Below are 14,576 nucleotides of genomic sequence, written 5' to 3'. Positions count from 1 at the left end.
CGACCGCTCCGCGAAGGAGCGATAGGTCGGTTCGATCGGGTTCAGTGCTCGGTCTCGTCGACGCCGGCGGCGCGCTCCGCGGCCTCTCGGATGTCGGCGTGGCCGAGATGTTGAAGGTTGAACGCGGCTTGCTGGGCGGTCCAGAAGCCCTGTGCGTCGAGTGCCTGGTTGACCGCCATCTTCGCTAACCGCAGGGCGAAGCTGGGCTTCCGCGCGATCCGTCGGGCGAGGTCTTCGGTGTAGGCCTCCAGGTCAGCCGGTGCGACGACCTGATTGACCATGCCCAGCTGGCGCGCCTCCTCGGCGGTTATGAAGTCGCCCGTGAACAAGAGCTCCTTTGCCTTCCGGACCCCCAGCTCCCAGGGGTGTGAGAACCACTCCACCCCGTTCACCCCGAAGCCCACCGTGGGGTCGGAGAACAGCGCGTCCTCGCTGGCGACGATGAGGTCGCACACCCACATCACCATCAGCCCGCCGGCGATCGCCTTCCCGTGCACCTGGGCGATGGTCGGCTTGGGCAGATCGTGCCACCGCCGGCACATCCGGAAGTAGATCTCCTGCTCATAGGCCAGGTATCCCTCCGCGCCCGGAAGGCTGAACCCGCCCTCGATCCCGACCGGCCTCACAGCGAACCCCCCGGTCACATCGTCCGGGTTCTCGGCCCACGCGAGGTGGTCCTTTAGGTCGTGCCCGGAGGAGAAGTGCGGACCGTCGCCGGCAAGGATGATGACACGGACCTTGTCGTCCAGCGACGCCCGGGTGAACGCGTCGTTCAGCTCGGCGAGCATCCTGCGGTCCTGCGCATTCCGCACCTCAGGCCTGCTCATCGTAATCCGCGCGATGGTGCCGTCGTCGAGGGCCTCGTACCTCACGCCGGTGTAGTCCGTCACGATCACCCAGCTCCTCCCGCCAAACCTAGTCGAACCACTCTAGTGCCAGACTATCTAACGATAGACTAGTAGTCCACGCGACAGCGCTCACGAGTGGTGGTGGCAGATCCCGTCGACCTACAAGACGGTGGTTCGGTGAGGGCCCACCACACCGTGGGTACGGAGAAGTAGGCTAATCGGTCCCGCACGGAGCCACACAGGTCATCAGGGCCACGGTGGCACCGGCACGCACCCGCACCACCTCGACGGGCCCCCCGCGCAGATCCGAATGGGCAATTCCGAACGCGCCCGCCTACTTGACGTCAGGATGATGGAGCAGGGCCGTCTCCACGCTGGGGCAACTGATGTTCTCGCCGTCTCGGATCACGACGTCCTTGGACCTCTCGACGAGGAGAAGGCACCCGTAGCCATCGAGCCGTCCGAGATGCCCGCTGCGGAGCCAGTTGTCCGCGTCGGCCGCGACGTCGTCCTCGACGAGGTATCCCAGCATCACGGTGGGCGAGCGCACGAGCACCTCACCGCACCCGTCGCTATCCGGGCTGTCGTCCGCAGCTCGGAGCACAGGGAGGGGCGGCCGACCGTCCCCGAGAGCCTCTCGAGGCCCCCACTCCCGGGCGAGGGTGACGAAACCACCCGACTCGGCTATGCCCCACATGTTGGCCAATCCCCCCTCGCGGAGCGGGGGTACCTGCTGCTGGAGCCGCGCGAAGAGGGCGACGAAGATCGGCGCACCACCAAGGGGGCGAAGGCTGGAGAGGTCGTCGCGGCGAAGTCGGGGTGTTCGACCATGCGCGCGGCCCGCGGTGGGAACCCCTCCCCACGACCGCTCGCCGTCGCGCTCACTCAGGTCGAAAACCCGTCCGGCGTCCAACCTGCCGGCTGTCAGGACCAGCCTCGACAAACTGGGGTGGATCCGACGGTCACCTTGGGCCGGAAAGCCGCATCCGCTCCAGCGCTCCATCGCGAGGAGCAGCTCGTTGATCGAGCGCGGCCGCCGCAGCATGCGGCCCGTCGTTGCCGGCGACGCGGTCGGCGACGATGCTGCCTCCCCAGATCTCCTCGATGGTCCGGGCGGCCCGTCGCGATCCGCCTTGCCCCTCGCTCCGATCCCCCCGCTGCGGCCAACTGTCAGGCGCAACCCATTCATTGTCTTCCCAATGATAGGGTACTAGAGTACTTTCTGGCAGTTAAACTCACTAGGAGCACCAATGACCTTGAACGCGGCGGCGCTGGGCGCCACCACGGAACCGATCGAGATCTCGTGGACCCCGAAGGACTGTGCTCTCTATGCGCTGGGGGTGGGCGCGGGCACCTCCGACTTGGCCTTCACCACGGAGAACACCAAGGACACCCCGCAACGGATGCTGCCCACCATGCCGGTGACCTTGGGGCTAGACCCCAGGGCTTACGACCCGGTGGGGCCGATCGACTGGACCCGGGTCGTCCACGCCGAGCAGGGCTTCCAGCTGAGCGGTGAGGTTCCCGTCGCGGGGACGGCCGTGGCCTCCACCCAGGTGGTGGAGATGTGGGATAAGGAGAAGGCGTCCATCGTCGTCACCGAGACCACAGCGCGGGACAAGGACGGGGACGCCGAGCTGTTCCGGACCCGATCCGCCATCTTCATCCGCGGAGCCGGCGGGTGGGGCGGCGAACGCGGCCCCTCCGTGCACGCGCCCGAGCTGCCGGAGCAGCCGGAGCACACCGTGACATACCACACGCGGGACGACCAGGCGCTAATCTATCGCCTCTCCGGCGACTACAATCCCCTGCACTCCGACCCCAGCTTCGCCAAGCGGGCCGGGTTCAACCGTCCGATCCTGCACGGCCTCTGCACCTACGGCTTCACGGGCCGAGCACTGCTGGACGCGGCAGCCAACGGCGATCCGTCTCGCATCTCGTCGATGACCGCCCGGTTCGCCACCCCGGTATACCCGGGCGAGACGCTGCACATCGACCTGTGGGACCTGTCTGGCGAGCTGCACTTCCGGACCCGGCGCGAGGATGGCTCTCTAGCGCTGACCCACGGCCGGGTCACGATCACGACCTGAGTCAAGGAGGAGGCGCCGGCCGGCGGCGCCTCCTCACTTCAGGTGAGCCGCGATCTGGGTGGCCCGGGCCGCGTGGTAGACGGTCGAGTCGGCGTAGACCTGCACCTCTCCCGGTGTTACTTCCTTCATACTGCCGCTGCGGTACCGGGCGACGACGCCCTCCCCGATGCACGCGATCCGCCAGTGCGCGAAGGCCACGTAGTAGTCCAGGTCATCGACCCAGATCCCCGTTACCCCGGTGTACAACTCAGCCATCTCGTCGCGGGACAGGAACCCGCCGGCGCTCGTGGGCCAGTCGTAATCCATGCCCGACGGCTCTCCCTCGCCGGTCCAGTAGGCGATCATCGAGCCGACGTCCGCGAGCGGGTCGCCGAGCGTGGCCAGCTCCCAGTCGAGGATCGCCCGCACGTCTCCCCCAGGAGCCAGGATGACGTTGTCCAACCGGTAGTCGGCATGGACGACGGACACCTGCTCTCGCTCGGGCATGCACGCCACGAGTCGCTCGTAGGTCCACTCCACGCCCGGCACGTCCCGGGTCCGGCTCAGCTCGTACTGTTGCCGCCACCTCTTCAACTGACGGCCCACGTATCCCACCCCCTTGCCGAGGTCCTGGAGCCCGACCGCGGCCGGCTCGAGGGTGTGCAGGGCGCCGATCGCTCGGACGAACGACTCCGACACGAGTGGCCGTAGCTCGAGCGGGACATCGTCGGCGACCTTCGCGTCGCGGAGGACGACACCGTCCACGAACTCGGTCACGTGAAAGGGGGCCCCGGTCACATCCGCGTCGGTGCACATCGCTACCGGCGGAGGGACCGGCACGTGACCGTTCAGTGCCTCGATCAGCTTCCACTCGCGGGCCATGTCGTGCGCGGTGGCCAGCAGCTCTCCGGTCGGCGGTCGCCTAATGATCCACGCCTGACCCGTGACGTCGGTGACCCGGTAGGTGAGGTTGGAGTGGCCGCCTGCGATCAGCTCGAACGTCAGCGGAGCCTGGGCGGCGGGAACGGCCCTGGCGAACCAGGCGGTGATGCTGGCTTCGTCGATCCCGGGCAAGTGAACCATGCGCGTCTCCGGTCCTCATGTATGGTCGCAAGTAGTCGCATACTAGACTAGTTGTGCAAGAACATCCGCCCTCGAAGGCGCCTTGACAGAACTTGCAGCGGGTGAATAATCGTCTATGACTCAACTACTGAGTGCACGCACTCCTGACGAGGGCGCCGCGTACCCGGCTCCCGCCAGACCCACGGTAGGGACCCAGTGACCGTTGATGTGTTCCCCGCGCGGGGCCTCGGGGCCATCGCCGGTATCGGAGCGACGGACTTCAGCAAGGCGTCCGGACGCAGCGAGCTGACGCTGGCCACCCAGGCGGCGGTAGCCGCGGCGGAGGACGCCGGCGTGGACGTCAAGGACATCGACGGGATCGTCCGCTGTGACATGGACCTGGTGCATCCGAACGACCTGTCCCATGTGCTGGGGCTCCGCGACCTGACCTACTGGGGCGACGTCGGTCCGGGCGGCGTCGCACCCTCCGCCATGGTCGGCCAGGCCGTGGCCGCCATCCTCACCGGTCAGGCGACCACCGTGCTCGTGTTCCGCTCGCTCAACGGGCGGTCAGGCCAGCGGTTCGGCCAGGCGTCGTCAACCTCGGGCGCCGTCGGCGGGAACGGGACCTACGACGAGTTCTTCATGCCGTTCGGACTGACCAGCCCCGGGCAGGTGTTCGCGATGTTCGCCCGGCGTCACATGATCGAGTTCGGAACACGCGAGGAGGACTTCGGCGCGATCGCCATCAACTCCCGTGAGCGCGCGCTTGTCAACCCGCAGGCACAGATGCACGGGCGTCCGCTCACCATGGAGGACTACCTGGCGAGTCGTCAGATCGCCACCCCCCTGCGCCTCTTCGACTTCTGCCTGGAAACTGACGGAGCGTGCGCGGTCATCGTCACGAGCACGGAACGGGCCAGGGATCTGCGCCAACCTCCGGCCGTCGTCCGGGCCTGGGCGCAGGGAACCGGGTTCGGCGTCCAGCCGGGAATCGGCTTCCCGGCCCTCATGCGGGAGGACCTCACCAGCCTGCCCTCGAAGGCGGTCGCCGAGACGCTGTACCGCCGCGCCGGCCTCGGCCCCTCCGATATCGACGTGGCACAGCTCTACGACTGCTACACGGTCACGGTCCTCATGCAGCTGGAGGACTACGGGTTCTGCGAAAAGGGCGAAGGAGGATCGTTCGTCTCCAGCGGCGCGATCGACATTGACGGACAAATTCCGACCAACACCAGTGGTGGACAGCTCTCCGAGGGCTACATCCACGGCATGACCCACGTTCTCGAAGGCGTGCGTCAGATCCGGGGAACATCGACGTCCCAGGTCACGGACGCCGAGCTCTGCCTCGTGACGTCAACCCCGTACTCCCCAGGGAGTGCCTTGATCCTGGAAGCCGCCTCGTGACCGATCCGCGGCCCGTGCCCGCGCTAGACCTCGAGACCCGTGGCTTCTTCGAGGCCGCGGCCGAAGGTCGACTGGCGGTGCGCGCCTGCACGGAGTGTGGCTTCGTCCTGCACATGCCTCGGACCTACTGTCACCGGTGCGGCAGTTGGGAGAGCGAGTGGCGCACGGTCGCGGGAGTCGGCATTTTGTACTCCTGGTGCGTGGTCGAGCACCAGGTGCACCCTGCCTTCCCCGCTCCGTACACGCTGGTGATGGTCGACCTGTCCGATGCTCCCGGGACCCGCTTGGTGGGCTACCTCCCTGGCCGGCCCGCGCTAGCCGCCGGGCAGGAGATGCGTGCTCGGTTCGAGATTCTCGACGAGAAGGTCGGCGTCCCGCGGTGGGAAACCATTTCCGACGATTTGACCCGACAAGGCTGGGAGTGAGCGTAATGGGCTGGGGCTTCGAGACTGACCCCGAGTTTCAGGAGAAGCTGGACTGGGTCGAGGAGTTCGTGCGCGAGGAGGTTGAGCCACTGGACCTGGTCATCGACCACGCGTGGAACATCCACGACCCCGTTTGGAAGAAGCTGGTGCCGCCGCTGCAGGCGAAGGTGAAGGAGAAGGGACTATGGGCGGCCCACCTGGGTCCACACCTGGGAGGCCCGGGGTTCGGCCAGCTGAAGCTCGCCCTGCTCAACGAGATCCTGGGCCGGACGCGTCACGGGCCCATCGTGTTCGGCTGTCAGGCTCCAGACTCCGGTAACGCCGAGATCCTCGCGCACTTCGGCACCGACTACCTGAAGAAGACCTACCTCGAGCCATTGCTCGCCAACGAGATGGTGTCCGCGTTCTCGATGACCGAGCCGCAGGGGGGTTCGGACCCCACGAGCTTTGTCACGCGCGCCGAGCTGGACGGGGATGAGTGGGTCATCAATGGGGAGAAGTGGTTCTCCTCCAACGCGCGTTACGCGGAGTTCCTCATCCTGCTCGCGGTGACTGACCCCGAGGCTGCCCCGCACCAACGGATGTCCATGTTCGTGGTGCCGAAGGAGACGCCCGGCGTCACCATCGTCCGGAACGTCCACGTCTACGGCCACGCGGAGCGTGCGGGGGGCGGCGGCGACCACGCCTACATCAGGTACGAGAACGCGAGGATCCCCGCCGATCACATCCTGGGCGGCATCGGTCAGGGCTTTGCCGTTGCGCAGACGCGCCTGGGCGGCGGCCGAATCCACCACGCGATGCGCACCGTCGGCCTGGTCCGCCAGGCGTTCGACATGATGTGCGAGCGTGCACTGTCCCGGGAGACGCGCGGCGAGACCCTAGCGCGCAAACAGCTGGTGCAGGCGAAAATCGCCGAGTCCTGGGCCCAGATCGAGCAGTTCCGACTGCTGGTGCTGCGGACGGCTTGGAAGATCGATCGCTACAACGACTACGAGAAGGTCCGGGTTGACATCGGGGCCGTGAAGGCACTGATGCCCGGAGTCCTCCACGACGTGGCGTCGAACGCCCTGCAGATCCACGGCTCGCTCGGCGTCTCGGACGAGATGCCGTTCGGATTCATGATCATGGAGTCCTACCACATGGGTCTGGCTGACGGTGCCACGGAGGTTCACAAGGCCAACATGGCCCGAAGCATCCTCAAGGGCTACCAGGGCACCGACGACCTCTTCCCGACCACTCATCTGCCCAGGCTTCGCGCTGCTGCCAGGACGAAGTTCGCCGATGCCCTGGCCGCGGACGGCGCCTGATCCCGCTCGGCACTGAGGCGTCCGTCCTTCCGATCGTCGGAGGACGGACGCCTCGGCACTTTCTGCGTCTTCAGGTGTTGGGCCCGCCGGAGACGTAGAGGACCTGGCCCGAGACGAAGCCCGCCGCGTCACTGCAGAAGAACGACGCGGCGTGTGCGATGTCCGCGGGCTGACCGACCCGGCCCACCGGAATCTGCTTCGCAGCCGCCCGCTGCATCTCCCGGAAGTCCACGCCCATCCGTTCCGCGGTGGCTGCGGTCATGTCGGTGACGATAAATCCCGGAGCGATAGAGTTGACCGTCACACCGAACCGGCCGAGCTCGATGGCAGCTGTCTTGGTGAATCCCTGCAGTCCCGCCTTCGCCGCTGCGTAGTTCGCCTGGCCGCGGTTGCCGAGGGCAGACATCGACGACATGTTGACGACGCGCCCCCACCCGGCCTCGATCATGTGTTTCTGGGTCGCCTGGGTCATGAGGAAGGCACCCCGCAGGTGCACGTTCATCACCAGGTCCCAGTCGGAGGCGGGCATCTTGTGGAGCAGGTTGTCGCGCGTGATGCCGGCGTTGTTGATCAGCACGGTCGGCGCTCCCAGCGCGTCGGCGACTGCGTCGACGGCGGCCGTGACCTGCTCGGCGTCGGAGACGTCGACCTCGACTCCTAGTGTCTCTCCGCCAACCTCAGCGATCTCGGCAGCCGCCTTCTCGGCGTCGACGGCCACGAGGTCCAAGATAGCGACCTTCATGCCGTCGTCGGAGAGTCGTCTGGCGATGCCGGCACCGATGCCCCGTGCACCCCCCGTCACGATTGCTACTCGCTGGTGAGCCACATGGATCATCTCCTTCTCACTCAACTTAATTGGTTCCTCAATAGTATATTGCACGACCTTGCTCGTCGTCGGTCGGTGGTATCGTCCGCCGGACTTACTCGGACACTCAGTAGTTGTGCCATGAACAATAGGTGGCTACGCTAGCCTCTCACAGCGCCCTCAGCTATGGCTTCAGTACAGGGACCGGAGGACTTCGATGCAGGTACACGTCAGCAGCGAACTCTGCAGCGGCCACGGCCGCTGCTACACGGTGAGCCCCGACGCCTTCGAGTCCGACGACGCGGGCTTCTGCGCGCAGGCAGGATCCCCGTACACGGTGCGACCCGAGCTCGAGGAGAGCGTTCGGCGGGGCGCCGAAGCGTGCCCCGAAGGGGCCATCAAGATCCTCGGCGGCTAACCGGGCGGTTCATGGCGCCATGCGATCGCCCCCCACTCGCCGTTTCTTCGATCGTTGAGTGCTAGACTATTGAGCAATGGCTCAGTGTCGACCCTTCCGCACTGAGTGGTGAGGAACAGGATCGTGATGACTCAGAAGCCCCTCCACGAAACGGCACCGGACATTGCTGGCGCGGAGCCCGTCGTGCAGCGCCGCTACAAGGATCCTCGGTTCCCGCTCGACCGCGACGTGATCGTGCCGCAGCTGATCCGCCGACGCGCAGCAGAACACCCGGACCGCGTCTTCGCCGTGTTCGACGACGGATCCACCTGGTCCTACGGTGATCTCGCCACCCGCGTCTGGCGGCGCGCCAACGGGCTCATCGAGGCGGGGGTCCTCCCCGGGGAGTACGTGTCCAGCTGGCTGCCGACCGGACCGGCCGCGATCGAAACGTGGTTCGGCACCAACGCAGCCGGCGCCGTCTACGCGCCCGTGAACCTTTCGTACAAGGGCAGCCTCCTCGAGCATGCCCTGAACCTGGCGGAGTCGAAGGTGCTGGTCGCCCACATCGAATTGCTCGAGCGTCTCAAGGGCCTGCACCTAAAGCACCTGAAGACCATCGTCGTAGTCGGTGTCGGCGCAGTGGACCTCCCCGGTTACACCGTTCTCCGGTGGGAGGACGTCACCGGAGACGCGCGGTGCCCGTCGACTGTCGACGGCTTGCACGTCTGGGACGACATGACTCTCATCCTGACCTCGGGCACGACCGGTCCGTCGAAGGGCGTCCGGTGCTCCTACCTCAACCACTACGTGGACTCGAAGAACACGCTCCACCCGTCCATCACCGGGGACGACCGGTTCTTCCTGTGCGTGCCGATGTTCCACGTGGGTGGTACGAAGTCGACGTACGCGATGCTCCAGAAGGGCGGCTCCGTCGCCGTCACCCAAGGATTCAGCACCAGCACGTTCTGGAGCGACGTGCGGCGACTGGAGGTCACGACCTGCTTCTTGATGGCTGCGATGACCATGTTCCTCCTCAAGCAGCCCGAGCGTCCCGACGACGCGGACAACCCGCTCCGCACGGCCTTGACGGGGCCGATGCCGGAGAACATCGACGAGTTCAGCAACCGTTTCGGCGTGCAGCTCTACTCGAACTTCGCAATGTCGGAGATGCCCGCGGTGTTTCGGACCGAACTGAACCCGGATCCCGCGCTGTTCAAATCCTGCGGCAAGGCCGTCGATCCTGAGAACTACGAGGCCAGGCTGGTAGACGCCCACGACCAGGAGGTCCCCGTGGGCGAGATCGGCGAGCTGATCGTCCGGCACGCTTGGCCGTGGGCACTAAATTCGGGCTACAAGGGCATGCCGGAGGCGACGGCTGCGGCATGGCGCAACGGGTGGTTCCACACCGGCGACGCCCACTACCGCGACGAGGACGGCAACTACTTCTTCGTCGACCGCTTCAAGGACACGCTTCGGCGCCGCGGGGAGAACATCTCCTCGATGGAGGTGGAGGCCGAGGTCATGAGCCACCCCGCGGTGGCACACGCCGCCTGCATCGGAGTGCTTTCGGAGGAGCTGGAGGAGGAGGTGATGGTCTGTGTCGTGCTCAAGGACGGCCATCACCTAACGCCCACCGAGCTCGTCGACTTCCTGCAGCCCCGACTCCCCTACTTCATGATCCCGCGGTACATCGACTTCCGATCGGAACTTCCGCGTACGCCTTCCTTCAAGGTGGAGAAGTTCCGCCTCCGTAAAACCGGGATCACCCAGTCGACCTGGGACCGTGAGGCTTCCGGTATGCGCGTGAGGCGCGAGAAGCTCCAGCAGACCGTCTGACATCAGAGAGGAAAGATCGATGCGAGACCTAGTCCACCGGAGCGAGCTACCGCACCTGGCGTACCCGACCGGGTGGTTCCAGGTCGGCTGGAGCCACGAGCTGGCCGTCGGTGACGTGCGCCCCGCGCGCTACTTCAACCGCGACCTGGTCATCTACCGGATCGAGAGCGGGACGGTGCAGGTCGCCGACGCGTACTGCCCGCACTTCGGCGCCCATCTCGGATTCGGCGGAACGGTCTCCGGTGACTGCATCCAGTGCCCGTTCCACGGCTGGACGTGGGACACCGAGGGCAGGAACCAGTCGATCCCGTACAGCGAGAAGATCAACCGCAGCAAGCAGATCACGCAGCACGTCGTACGCGAGGTCGGTGGGCTGATCCTCATGTGGCATGACCCGGACGGTGAAGGGCCGACCTGGGAGGTGCCGCCGGTTCCTGAGTTCCTGGACGAGAGCCGGTTTCACACCCCCTTCGACGGCGGTCACAAGCGCTGGGCGGACATGCGCCTGATGCCACAGTTCGTGCTCGAGAACAACGCGGACTTCGCCCACTTCAAGTACGTCCACGAGTGGGACGCCGTCCCTGACGTGCAGTCGGTCGAAGCCACGGACCATCAGTTCGTCGCGAGGTACACCGGGCAGGTCACCACCAAGCGCGGTGAGAGTGCTCTCAGGATCGCGTCGACGTCCTACGGCGTCGGCCTCATCGTCGCCCGGCTCGACGGCCTGCGCGACACCGTCAGCGTGACCGCGGTGACTCCGGTTGACGAACTGCTTTCCGACGTGTTCCTCAGTGTCGCCGTTGAACGGCTGGCGGACGACGGCTCTGAGGTTCCGAGGTTCGTCCAAGGTATTCGTCATGCCCAGCTCGATGGCGCCTTCCGTCAGGACATCCCGATCTGGGAGAACCAGATGTACAACCTGGCGCCGCCCTACCCGAAGGAAGAAGCTCGAAACTTCCTGCGCCTCCGCAAGTGGTCGGAGAACTTCTACTCGAAGCCCACCCGGCTCAAGTACTGATGGCGGGGTCGAAGATGGCGCTGGCGCTCACCACGCTGACGGGCCGTTTGCGGACCGCCGGTCCGGTACTGGCCGTCGAGTGCATGGGGTCTCCCGCCGGCCGCCCGGTGCTCCTCCTTCCGGGCGGAGGCCAAGCCAAGCACTCGTGGGCCGACGCAGCGGCCGTGCTCGCCGAAGCCGGTTACTGGGCGTGGAGCCTTGACCTGCGCGGGCATGGTGACAGCGAGTGGGCCGTGGACGGCAACTACACGTTCGAGGCCCACGCCCGAGACATCGCCTCCGTCGTCGACCAGCTCCCTCGCCCGCCGGTCCTGGTCGGCGCTTCGCTCGGTGGGTTGGTATCACTTCTCGTCGCCGGCGAGTTCCGCACGTCGGTCGCCGCCCTTGTCATGGTCGACGCCGTTCCCGAGGTCCCGGCAGAGGCCGTCTCTCGGATCCAGCAATTCATGCATGAGGGCCGCGACGGGTTCGCCACGCTCGATGAGGTGGCACATTCCGTCCAGTCCTACCGGCCCGACAGGTCCGGCAGCCGGGACCTCGAGCGGTTGCGGCGCAACCTGCGTCAGCGTGAGGACGGCCGCTGGGTGTGGCACTGGGACCCGGAGTACATCGCGGTGGACCGCACGCAGACTTCGTCCGACATCGAGCGCTTCTACCGGGCCGCGGCGAGGCTCACCGTTCCGTCGCTTCTGCTGCGGGGGGAGACCAGCGACGTCGTCGAGGTCGATGCCGCGCGCGCGCTGCTCGACGCCGCACCCGCAATGGAGTACGCCGAGATCGCGGGAGTTGGCCATGTTGTCACTGCTGGGAACAACGGCCAGTACGCCCCCCGCCTCCTCGACTTCCTTGCGGCCCACGGCCTGTAAAACTCCGATGAGAGGTACGTCGCACTCATGAACGGCACTGAACAGGTGGGAGCGTTCGCACGCCCGCTCAAGATCATGCGCGTGGTGGAAGAGACGGCCGACACACGGAGCCTGGTCTTCGACCTGCCGGACGACGGCGACACGCGCTTCCAGTACTCGCCCGGGCAGTACCTCACGCTACGCATCCCGAGCACTCGATCGGGATCGGTGGCCCGCTGCTACTCGCTCTCGAGCTCACCTCACACAGACAGGGAGCTGACGATCACCGTAAAGCGGACCGCCGAGGGCTACGGTTCGAACTGGTTGTGCGACAATGCTCGACCGGGCATGCAGATGCACGTCCTTCCCCCGTCCGGGCGATTCGTCCCCCGGTCCTTCGACCATGACCTCCTGCTCTGCGGCGCCGGCTCAGGCATCACCCCGTTGATGGCCATTGTCAAGTCGGCGCTGGCGACCGGCACTGGGAACGTCGTGCTCTTCTACGCGAACCGCGATGAGTCGTCGGTGATCTTTGCTGAGGAGTTGCGCCGGCTGACGTGCGAGCACCCCGGTCGTCTCGTGGTCCTCCACTGGCTCGAATCGGTGCAGGGCCTGCCGACCACCGCGGCGCTCGCCTCTGCGATCGAGCCGTACGCTCGCAAGCATGAAGCCTTCGTCTGCGGACCGGCCGCCTTCATGTCGGCGATGACCTCTGCGCTCGCCGAGGCTGGCGCCCCCGCAGACCAGGTGCACGTCGAGGTCTTCCACTCCTTGGAGGGAGACCCGTTCGAAGAGGTCGAGATCGCGGCCGATCACGACGGCGCATCCCCCGCGACCGCGGTGATCGAGCTGGACGGTTCCACCTACGAGGTGACGTGGCCACGATCGGCGAAGCTGCTCGATGTCATGCTCAACGAGGGCATCGACGCACCTTTCTCCTGCCGGGAGGGGTCGTGCAGCTCCTGCATGTGCCTGGTCAGTGCCGGCGAGACCGAGATGATCCTCAACGACATCCTCGAGGACGAGGAGATCGAGGAGGGCATGCGCCTCGCCTGTCAGCTGCTGCCGCTGAGCGATCGCGTAGAGATCAGCTACCCCGAGTGACTCGTTCAAACCTTCCACATCCCCGAAGGGCATCCATCGTGAACTCCTCCTCCGACCAACCTCTCGCCGGGAAAGTCGCCCTTGTCACCGGTGCCACCAAGGGCCTGGGGCTCGCCATGGTCACCGCGTTCGCCCGTGCCGGCGCGGACGTCGTCGTCTCGAGCCGCAAGCAGGACTCCTGCGACGAGGTGGCGGCCCGGATCCGCACGCTGACCGGACGTCGGGCGGTGGCGGTGGCCTGTCACGTCGGGCGGTGGGCCGCCGTCGACGCCCTGGTGGAACGCGTGTACACCGAGTTCGACGCCATCGACGTGCTGGTGAACAACGCGGGGATGTCGCCGACCTATCCGAGCCTCCCCGACGTCACCGAGGAGCTCTTCGACAAGGTCGTCGGCGTCAACCTCAAGGGTGCCTTCCGCCTCGGCTCTCTCGTGGGCGCGCGGATGGCAGCCGGCCGCGGAGGGTCGATCATCAACGTCAGCGCCGTGGGGTCGATCAGACCGACGTGGGACGGGCTCCCATACTCCGCGGCCAAGGCCGGGCTGGACACCCTCACCGTCGGGTTCGCCCAGGCCTTCGGGCCCTCCGTGCGCGCCAACTCGCTCATGCCGGGCGCGTTCGCCACCGAGCTGGCCGAGACGTGGAGCGAGGAGTTCCGTTCAAACCTGGCGTCGCGAGGCACTCTCGATCGCGTGGGCGATCCTGAGGAGATCGTCGGGGCTGCGCTTTATCTCGCCTCCGACGCCTCCAGCTTCACCAGCGGCTCGGTGCTGCGGGTCGACGGCGGCATGGCGGTCAAAGTCACCTGAGCCTGAGTTCTCCGGTGGGATTCCGCCCGGCGGTCTTGCGGTTTGGTCGTGATGGATTTCGTTTGCGGGCGCACGGGAGTTCCCGGTCTGTCCGGCTTCTTCCACATCTCGTTCCTCGGAGGCGGAGAAACCCGGGCGGTCAGACTGCGAGGGGTGCCACGGGCCCGGGTCGAGATGCGGGCGGCGATGTTGATCAGCTCGGTGCGGATGGTGCCGGTCCGGGCGCGGGCGTGCCGGATGGAGGCCAGGGTGCCGGGCGGCGAGGTGCGGGTCCTGCCCGGCGGCGGCCGACTTTGGGTTCAACCGCTTGACCCGCCGCACGATCAGCCGGGCGGCGTGGTCGTCGGCCTTCCTGCGGGAGGCGAACGGCGCATAGCCGATCTCGGCCACCTCGGCGTCAAAGATCCACCGATGCTGCTCCTCGTCGAAGATTGCTTTGGGTACTTGATCGGCGTCCAAGCGTCCTGATCGATGCGGCTGATCGCGGCGATGATGGCCTTGTCCATCCGGGCGGTGATGATGACGCTCAGGTGAAACTCCCCAGACCTGCTCACTGAAATTCCCCACCCGTGTGGCTCCGCCGACGACGGTGGGGCCCCCTCGACGATGGCGGTCTCTGACCACCAGCCATCACCTCGAGG

15 protein-coding genes are annotated in these 14,576 nt (G+C 66.5%); 11 read left to right on the top strand and 4 right to left on the bottom strand.

Annotated features, from left to right (window positions below; all coding sequences use genetic code 11):
- Positions 1–41 precede the first annotated feature (41 nt).
- Complete coding sequence (locus tag GD880_RS19545; RefSeq protein ID WP_226909847.1) at positions 42–890, bottom strand: enoyl-CoA hydratase; 849 nt, start codon at positions 888–890, stop codon at positions 42–44.
- A gap of 292 nt (positions 891–1,182) precedes the next feature.
- Positions 1,183–1,791, bottom strand: a complete 609-nt coding sequence (locus GD880_RS19540; protein WP_193314613.1) for an AMP-binding protein — start codon at positions 1,789–1,791, stop codon at positions 1,183–1,185.
- A 307-nt stretch (positions 1,792–2,098) separates the two neighbouring features.
- Here GD880_RS19540 and GD880_RS19535 point away from each other — a divergent pair, with 307 nt between their 5' ends.
- Positions 2,099–2,938 (top strand): MaoC/PaaZ C-terminal domain-containing protein, encoded by an 840-nt coding sequence (locus GD880_RS19535; RefSeq protein WP_152233281.1) that lies wholly within the window; start codon positions 2,099–2,101, stop codon positions 2,936–2,938.
- 33 nt (positions 2,939–2,971) lie between these two features.
- Here GD880_RS19535 and GD880_RS19530 read toward each other — a convergent pair whose 3' ends face one another.
- Positions 2,972–4,000 (bottom strand): phosphotransferase family protein, encoded by a 1,029-nt coding sequence (locus GD880_RS19530; protein ID WP_152233280.1) that lies wholly within the window; start codon positions 3,998–4,000, stop codon positions 2,972–2,974.
- A 195-nt stretch (positions 4,001–4,195) separates the two neighbouring features.
- Here GD880_RS19530 and GD880_RS19525 point away from each other — a divergent pair, with 195 nt between their 5' ends.
- From GD880_RS19525 to GD880_RS19515, 3 genes are read left to right on the top strand one after another with little or no spacing between them, the layout of a single operon-like run.
- Positions 4,196–5,386: a thiolase C-terminal domain-containing protein gene (locus GD880_RS19525; protein ID WP_226909846.1), complete on the top strand. Its 1,191-nt coding sequence runs from the start codon at positions 4,196–4,198 to the stop codon at positions 5,384–5,386.
- Positions 5,383–5,811, top strand: coding sequence for a Zn-ribbon domain-containing OB-fold protein (locus GD880_RS19520; RefSeq protein WP_152233279.1), 429 nt, complete (start codon positions 5,383–5,385; stop codon positions 5,809–5,811). The genes GD880_RS19525 and GD880_RS19520 overlap by 4 nt, the downstream gene beginning before the upstream one ends.
- A 5-nt stretch (positions 5,812–5,816) precedes the next feature.
- Positions 5,817–7,118, top strand: coding sequence for an acyl-CoA dehydrogenase family protein (locus GD880_RS19515; RefSeq protein ID WP_152233278.1), 1,302 nt, complete (start codon positions 5,817–5,819; stop codon positions 7,116–7,118).
- Positions 7,119–7,188: 70 nt separating this feature from the next.
- Here GD880_RS19515 and fabG read toward each other — a convergent pair whose 3' ends face one another.
- Entirely contained in the window at positions 7,189–7,953 is a 765-nt protein-coding gene (gene fabG, locus GD880_RS19510; protein ID WP_152233296.1) for a 3-oxoacyl-ACP reductase FabG, read from the bottom strand.
- 187 nt (positions 7,954–8,140) lie between these two features.
- On the opposite strand from fabG, the gene GD880_RS19505 reads away from it, so the two are divergent.
- From GD880_RS19505 to GD880_RS19475, 7 genes are all read left to right on the top strand, one after another.
- Positions 8,141–8,341, top strand: a complete 201-nt coding sequence (locus GD880_RS19505; protein WP_152233277.1) for a ferredoxin — start codon at positions 8,141–8,143, stop codon at positions 8,339–8,341.
- Positions 8,342–8,467: 126 nt separating this feature from the next.
- Entirely contained in the window at positions 8,468–10,159 is a 1,692-nt protein-coding gene (locus GD880_RS19500) for an AMP-binding protein (RefSeq protein ID WP_226909850.1), read from the top strand.
- 19 nt (positions 10,160–10,178) lie between these two features.
- Positions 10,179–11,177 (top strand): Rieske 2Fe-2S domain-containing protein, encoded by a 999-nt coding sequence (locus GD880_RS19495; protein ID WP_152233275.1) that lies wholly within the window; start codon positions 10,179–10,181, stop codon positions 11,175–11,177.
- A 14-nt stretch (positions 11,178–11,191) separates the two neighbouring features.
- On the top strand, positions 11,192–12,043 hold the full coding sequence (locus GD880_RS19490; RefSeq protein ID WP_193314612.1) for an alpha/beta fold hydrolase: 852 nt from the start codon (positions 11,192–11,194) through the stop codon (positions 12,041–12,043).
- Between the two features lie 27 nt (positions 12,044–12,070).
- A complete protein-coding gene (locus GD880_RS19485) occupies positions 12,071–13,126 on the top strand; it encodes a ferredoxin--NADP reductase (RefSeq protein ID WP_152233273.1) in 1,056 nt (351 codons plus the stop codon).
- 35 nt (positions 13,127–13,161) lie between these two features.
- Positions 13,162–13,935, top strand: a complete 774-nt coding sequence (locus tag GD880_RS19480; protein WP_452176762.1) for an SDR family NAD(P)-dependent oxidoreductase — start codon at positions 13,162–13,164, stop codon at positions 13,933–13,935.
- 48 nt (positions 13,936–13,983) lie between these two features.
- A complete protein-coding gene (locus tag GD880_RS19475; protein WP_152233271.1) occupies positions 13,984–14,403 on the top strand; it encodes a hypothetical protein in 420 nt (139 codons plus the stop codon).
- Positions 14,404–14,576: the final 173 nt, after the last annotated feature.

The organism is Georgenia ruanii (assembly GCF_009193175.1).
GTDB lineage: Bacteria > Actinomycetota > Actinomycetes > Actinomycetales > Actinomycetaceae > Georgenia > Georgenia ruanii.
This window is presented reverse-complemented; position numbering and strand designations above follow the sequence as displayed.

Bases quoted from the DNA above. Each gene is read 5' to 3' on its own strand.
- GD880_RS19535 (WP_152233281.1), top strand. From the start codon at position 2,099: ATGACCTTGAACGCGGCGGCGCTGGGCGCCACCACGGAACCGATCGAG.
- GD880_RS19530 (WP_152233280.1), bottom strand. From the start codon at position 4,000: ATGGTTCACTTGCCCGGGATCGACGAAGCCAGCATCACCGCCTGGTTC.
- GD880_RS19515 (WP_152233278.1), top strand. From the start codon at position 5,817: ATGGGCTGGGGCTTCGAGACTGACCCCGAGTTTCAGGAGAAGCTGGAC.
- fabG (WP_152233296.1), bottom strand. From the start codon at position 7,953: ATGATCCATGTGGCTCACCAGCGAGTAGCAATCGTGACGGGGGGTGCA.
- GD880_RS19505 (WP_152233277.1), top strand. From the start codon at position 8,141: ATGCAGGTACACGTCAGCAGCGAACTCTGCAGCGGCCACGGCCGCTGC.
- GD880_RS19500 (WP_226909850.1), top strand. From the start codon at position 8,468: ATGACTCAGAAGCCCCTCCACGAAACGGCACCGGACATTGCTGGCGCG.
- GD880_RS19495 (WP_152233275.1), top strand. From the start codon at position 10,179: ATGCGAGACCTAGTCCACCGGAGCGAGCTACCGCACCTGGCGTACCCG.
- GD880_RS19490 (WP_193314612.1), top strand. From the start codon at position 11,192: ATGGCGCTGGCGCTCACCACGCTGACGGGCCGTTTGCGGACCGCCGGT.
- GD880_RS19485 (WP_152233273.1), top strand. From the start codon at position 12,071: ATGAACGGCACTGAACAGGTGGGAGCGTTCGCACGCCCGCTCAAGATC.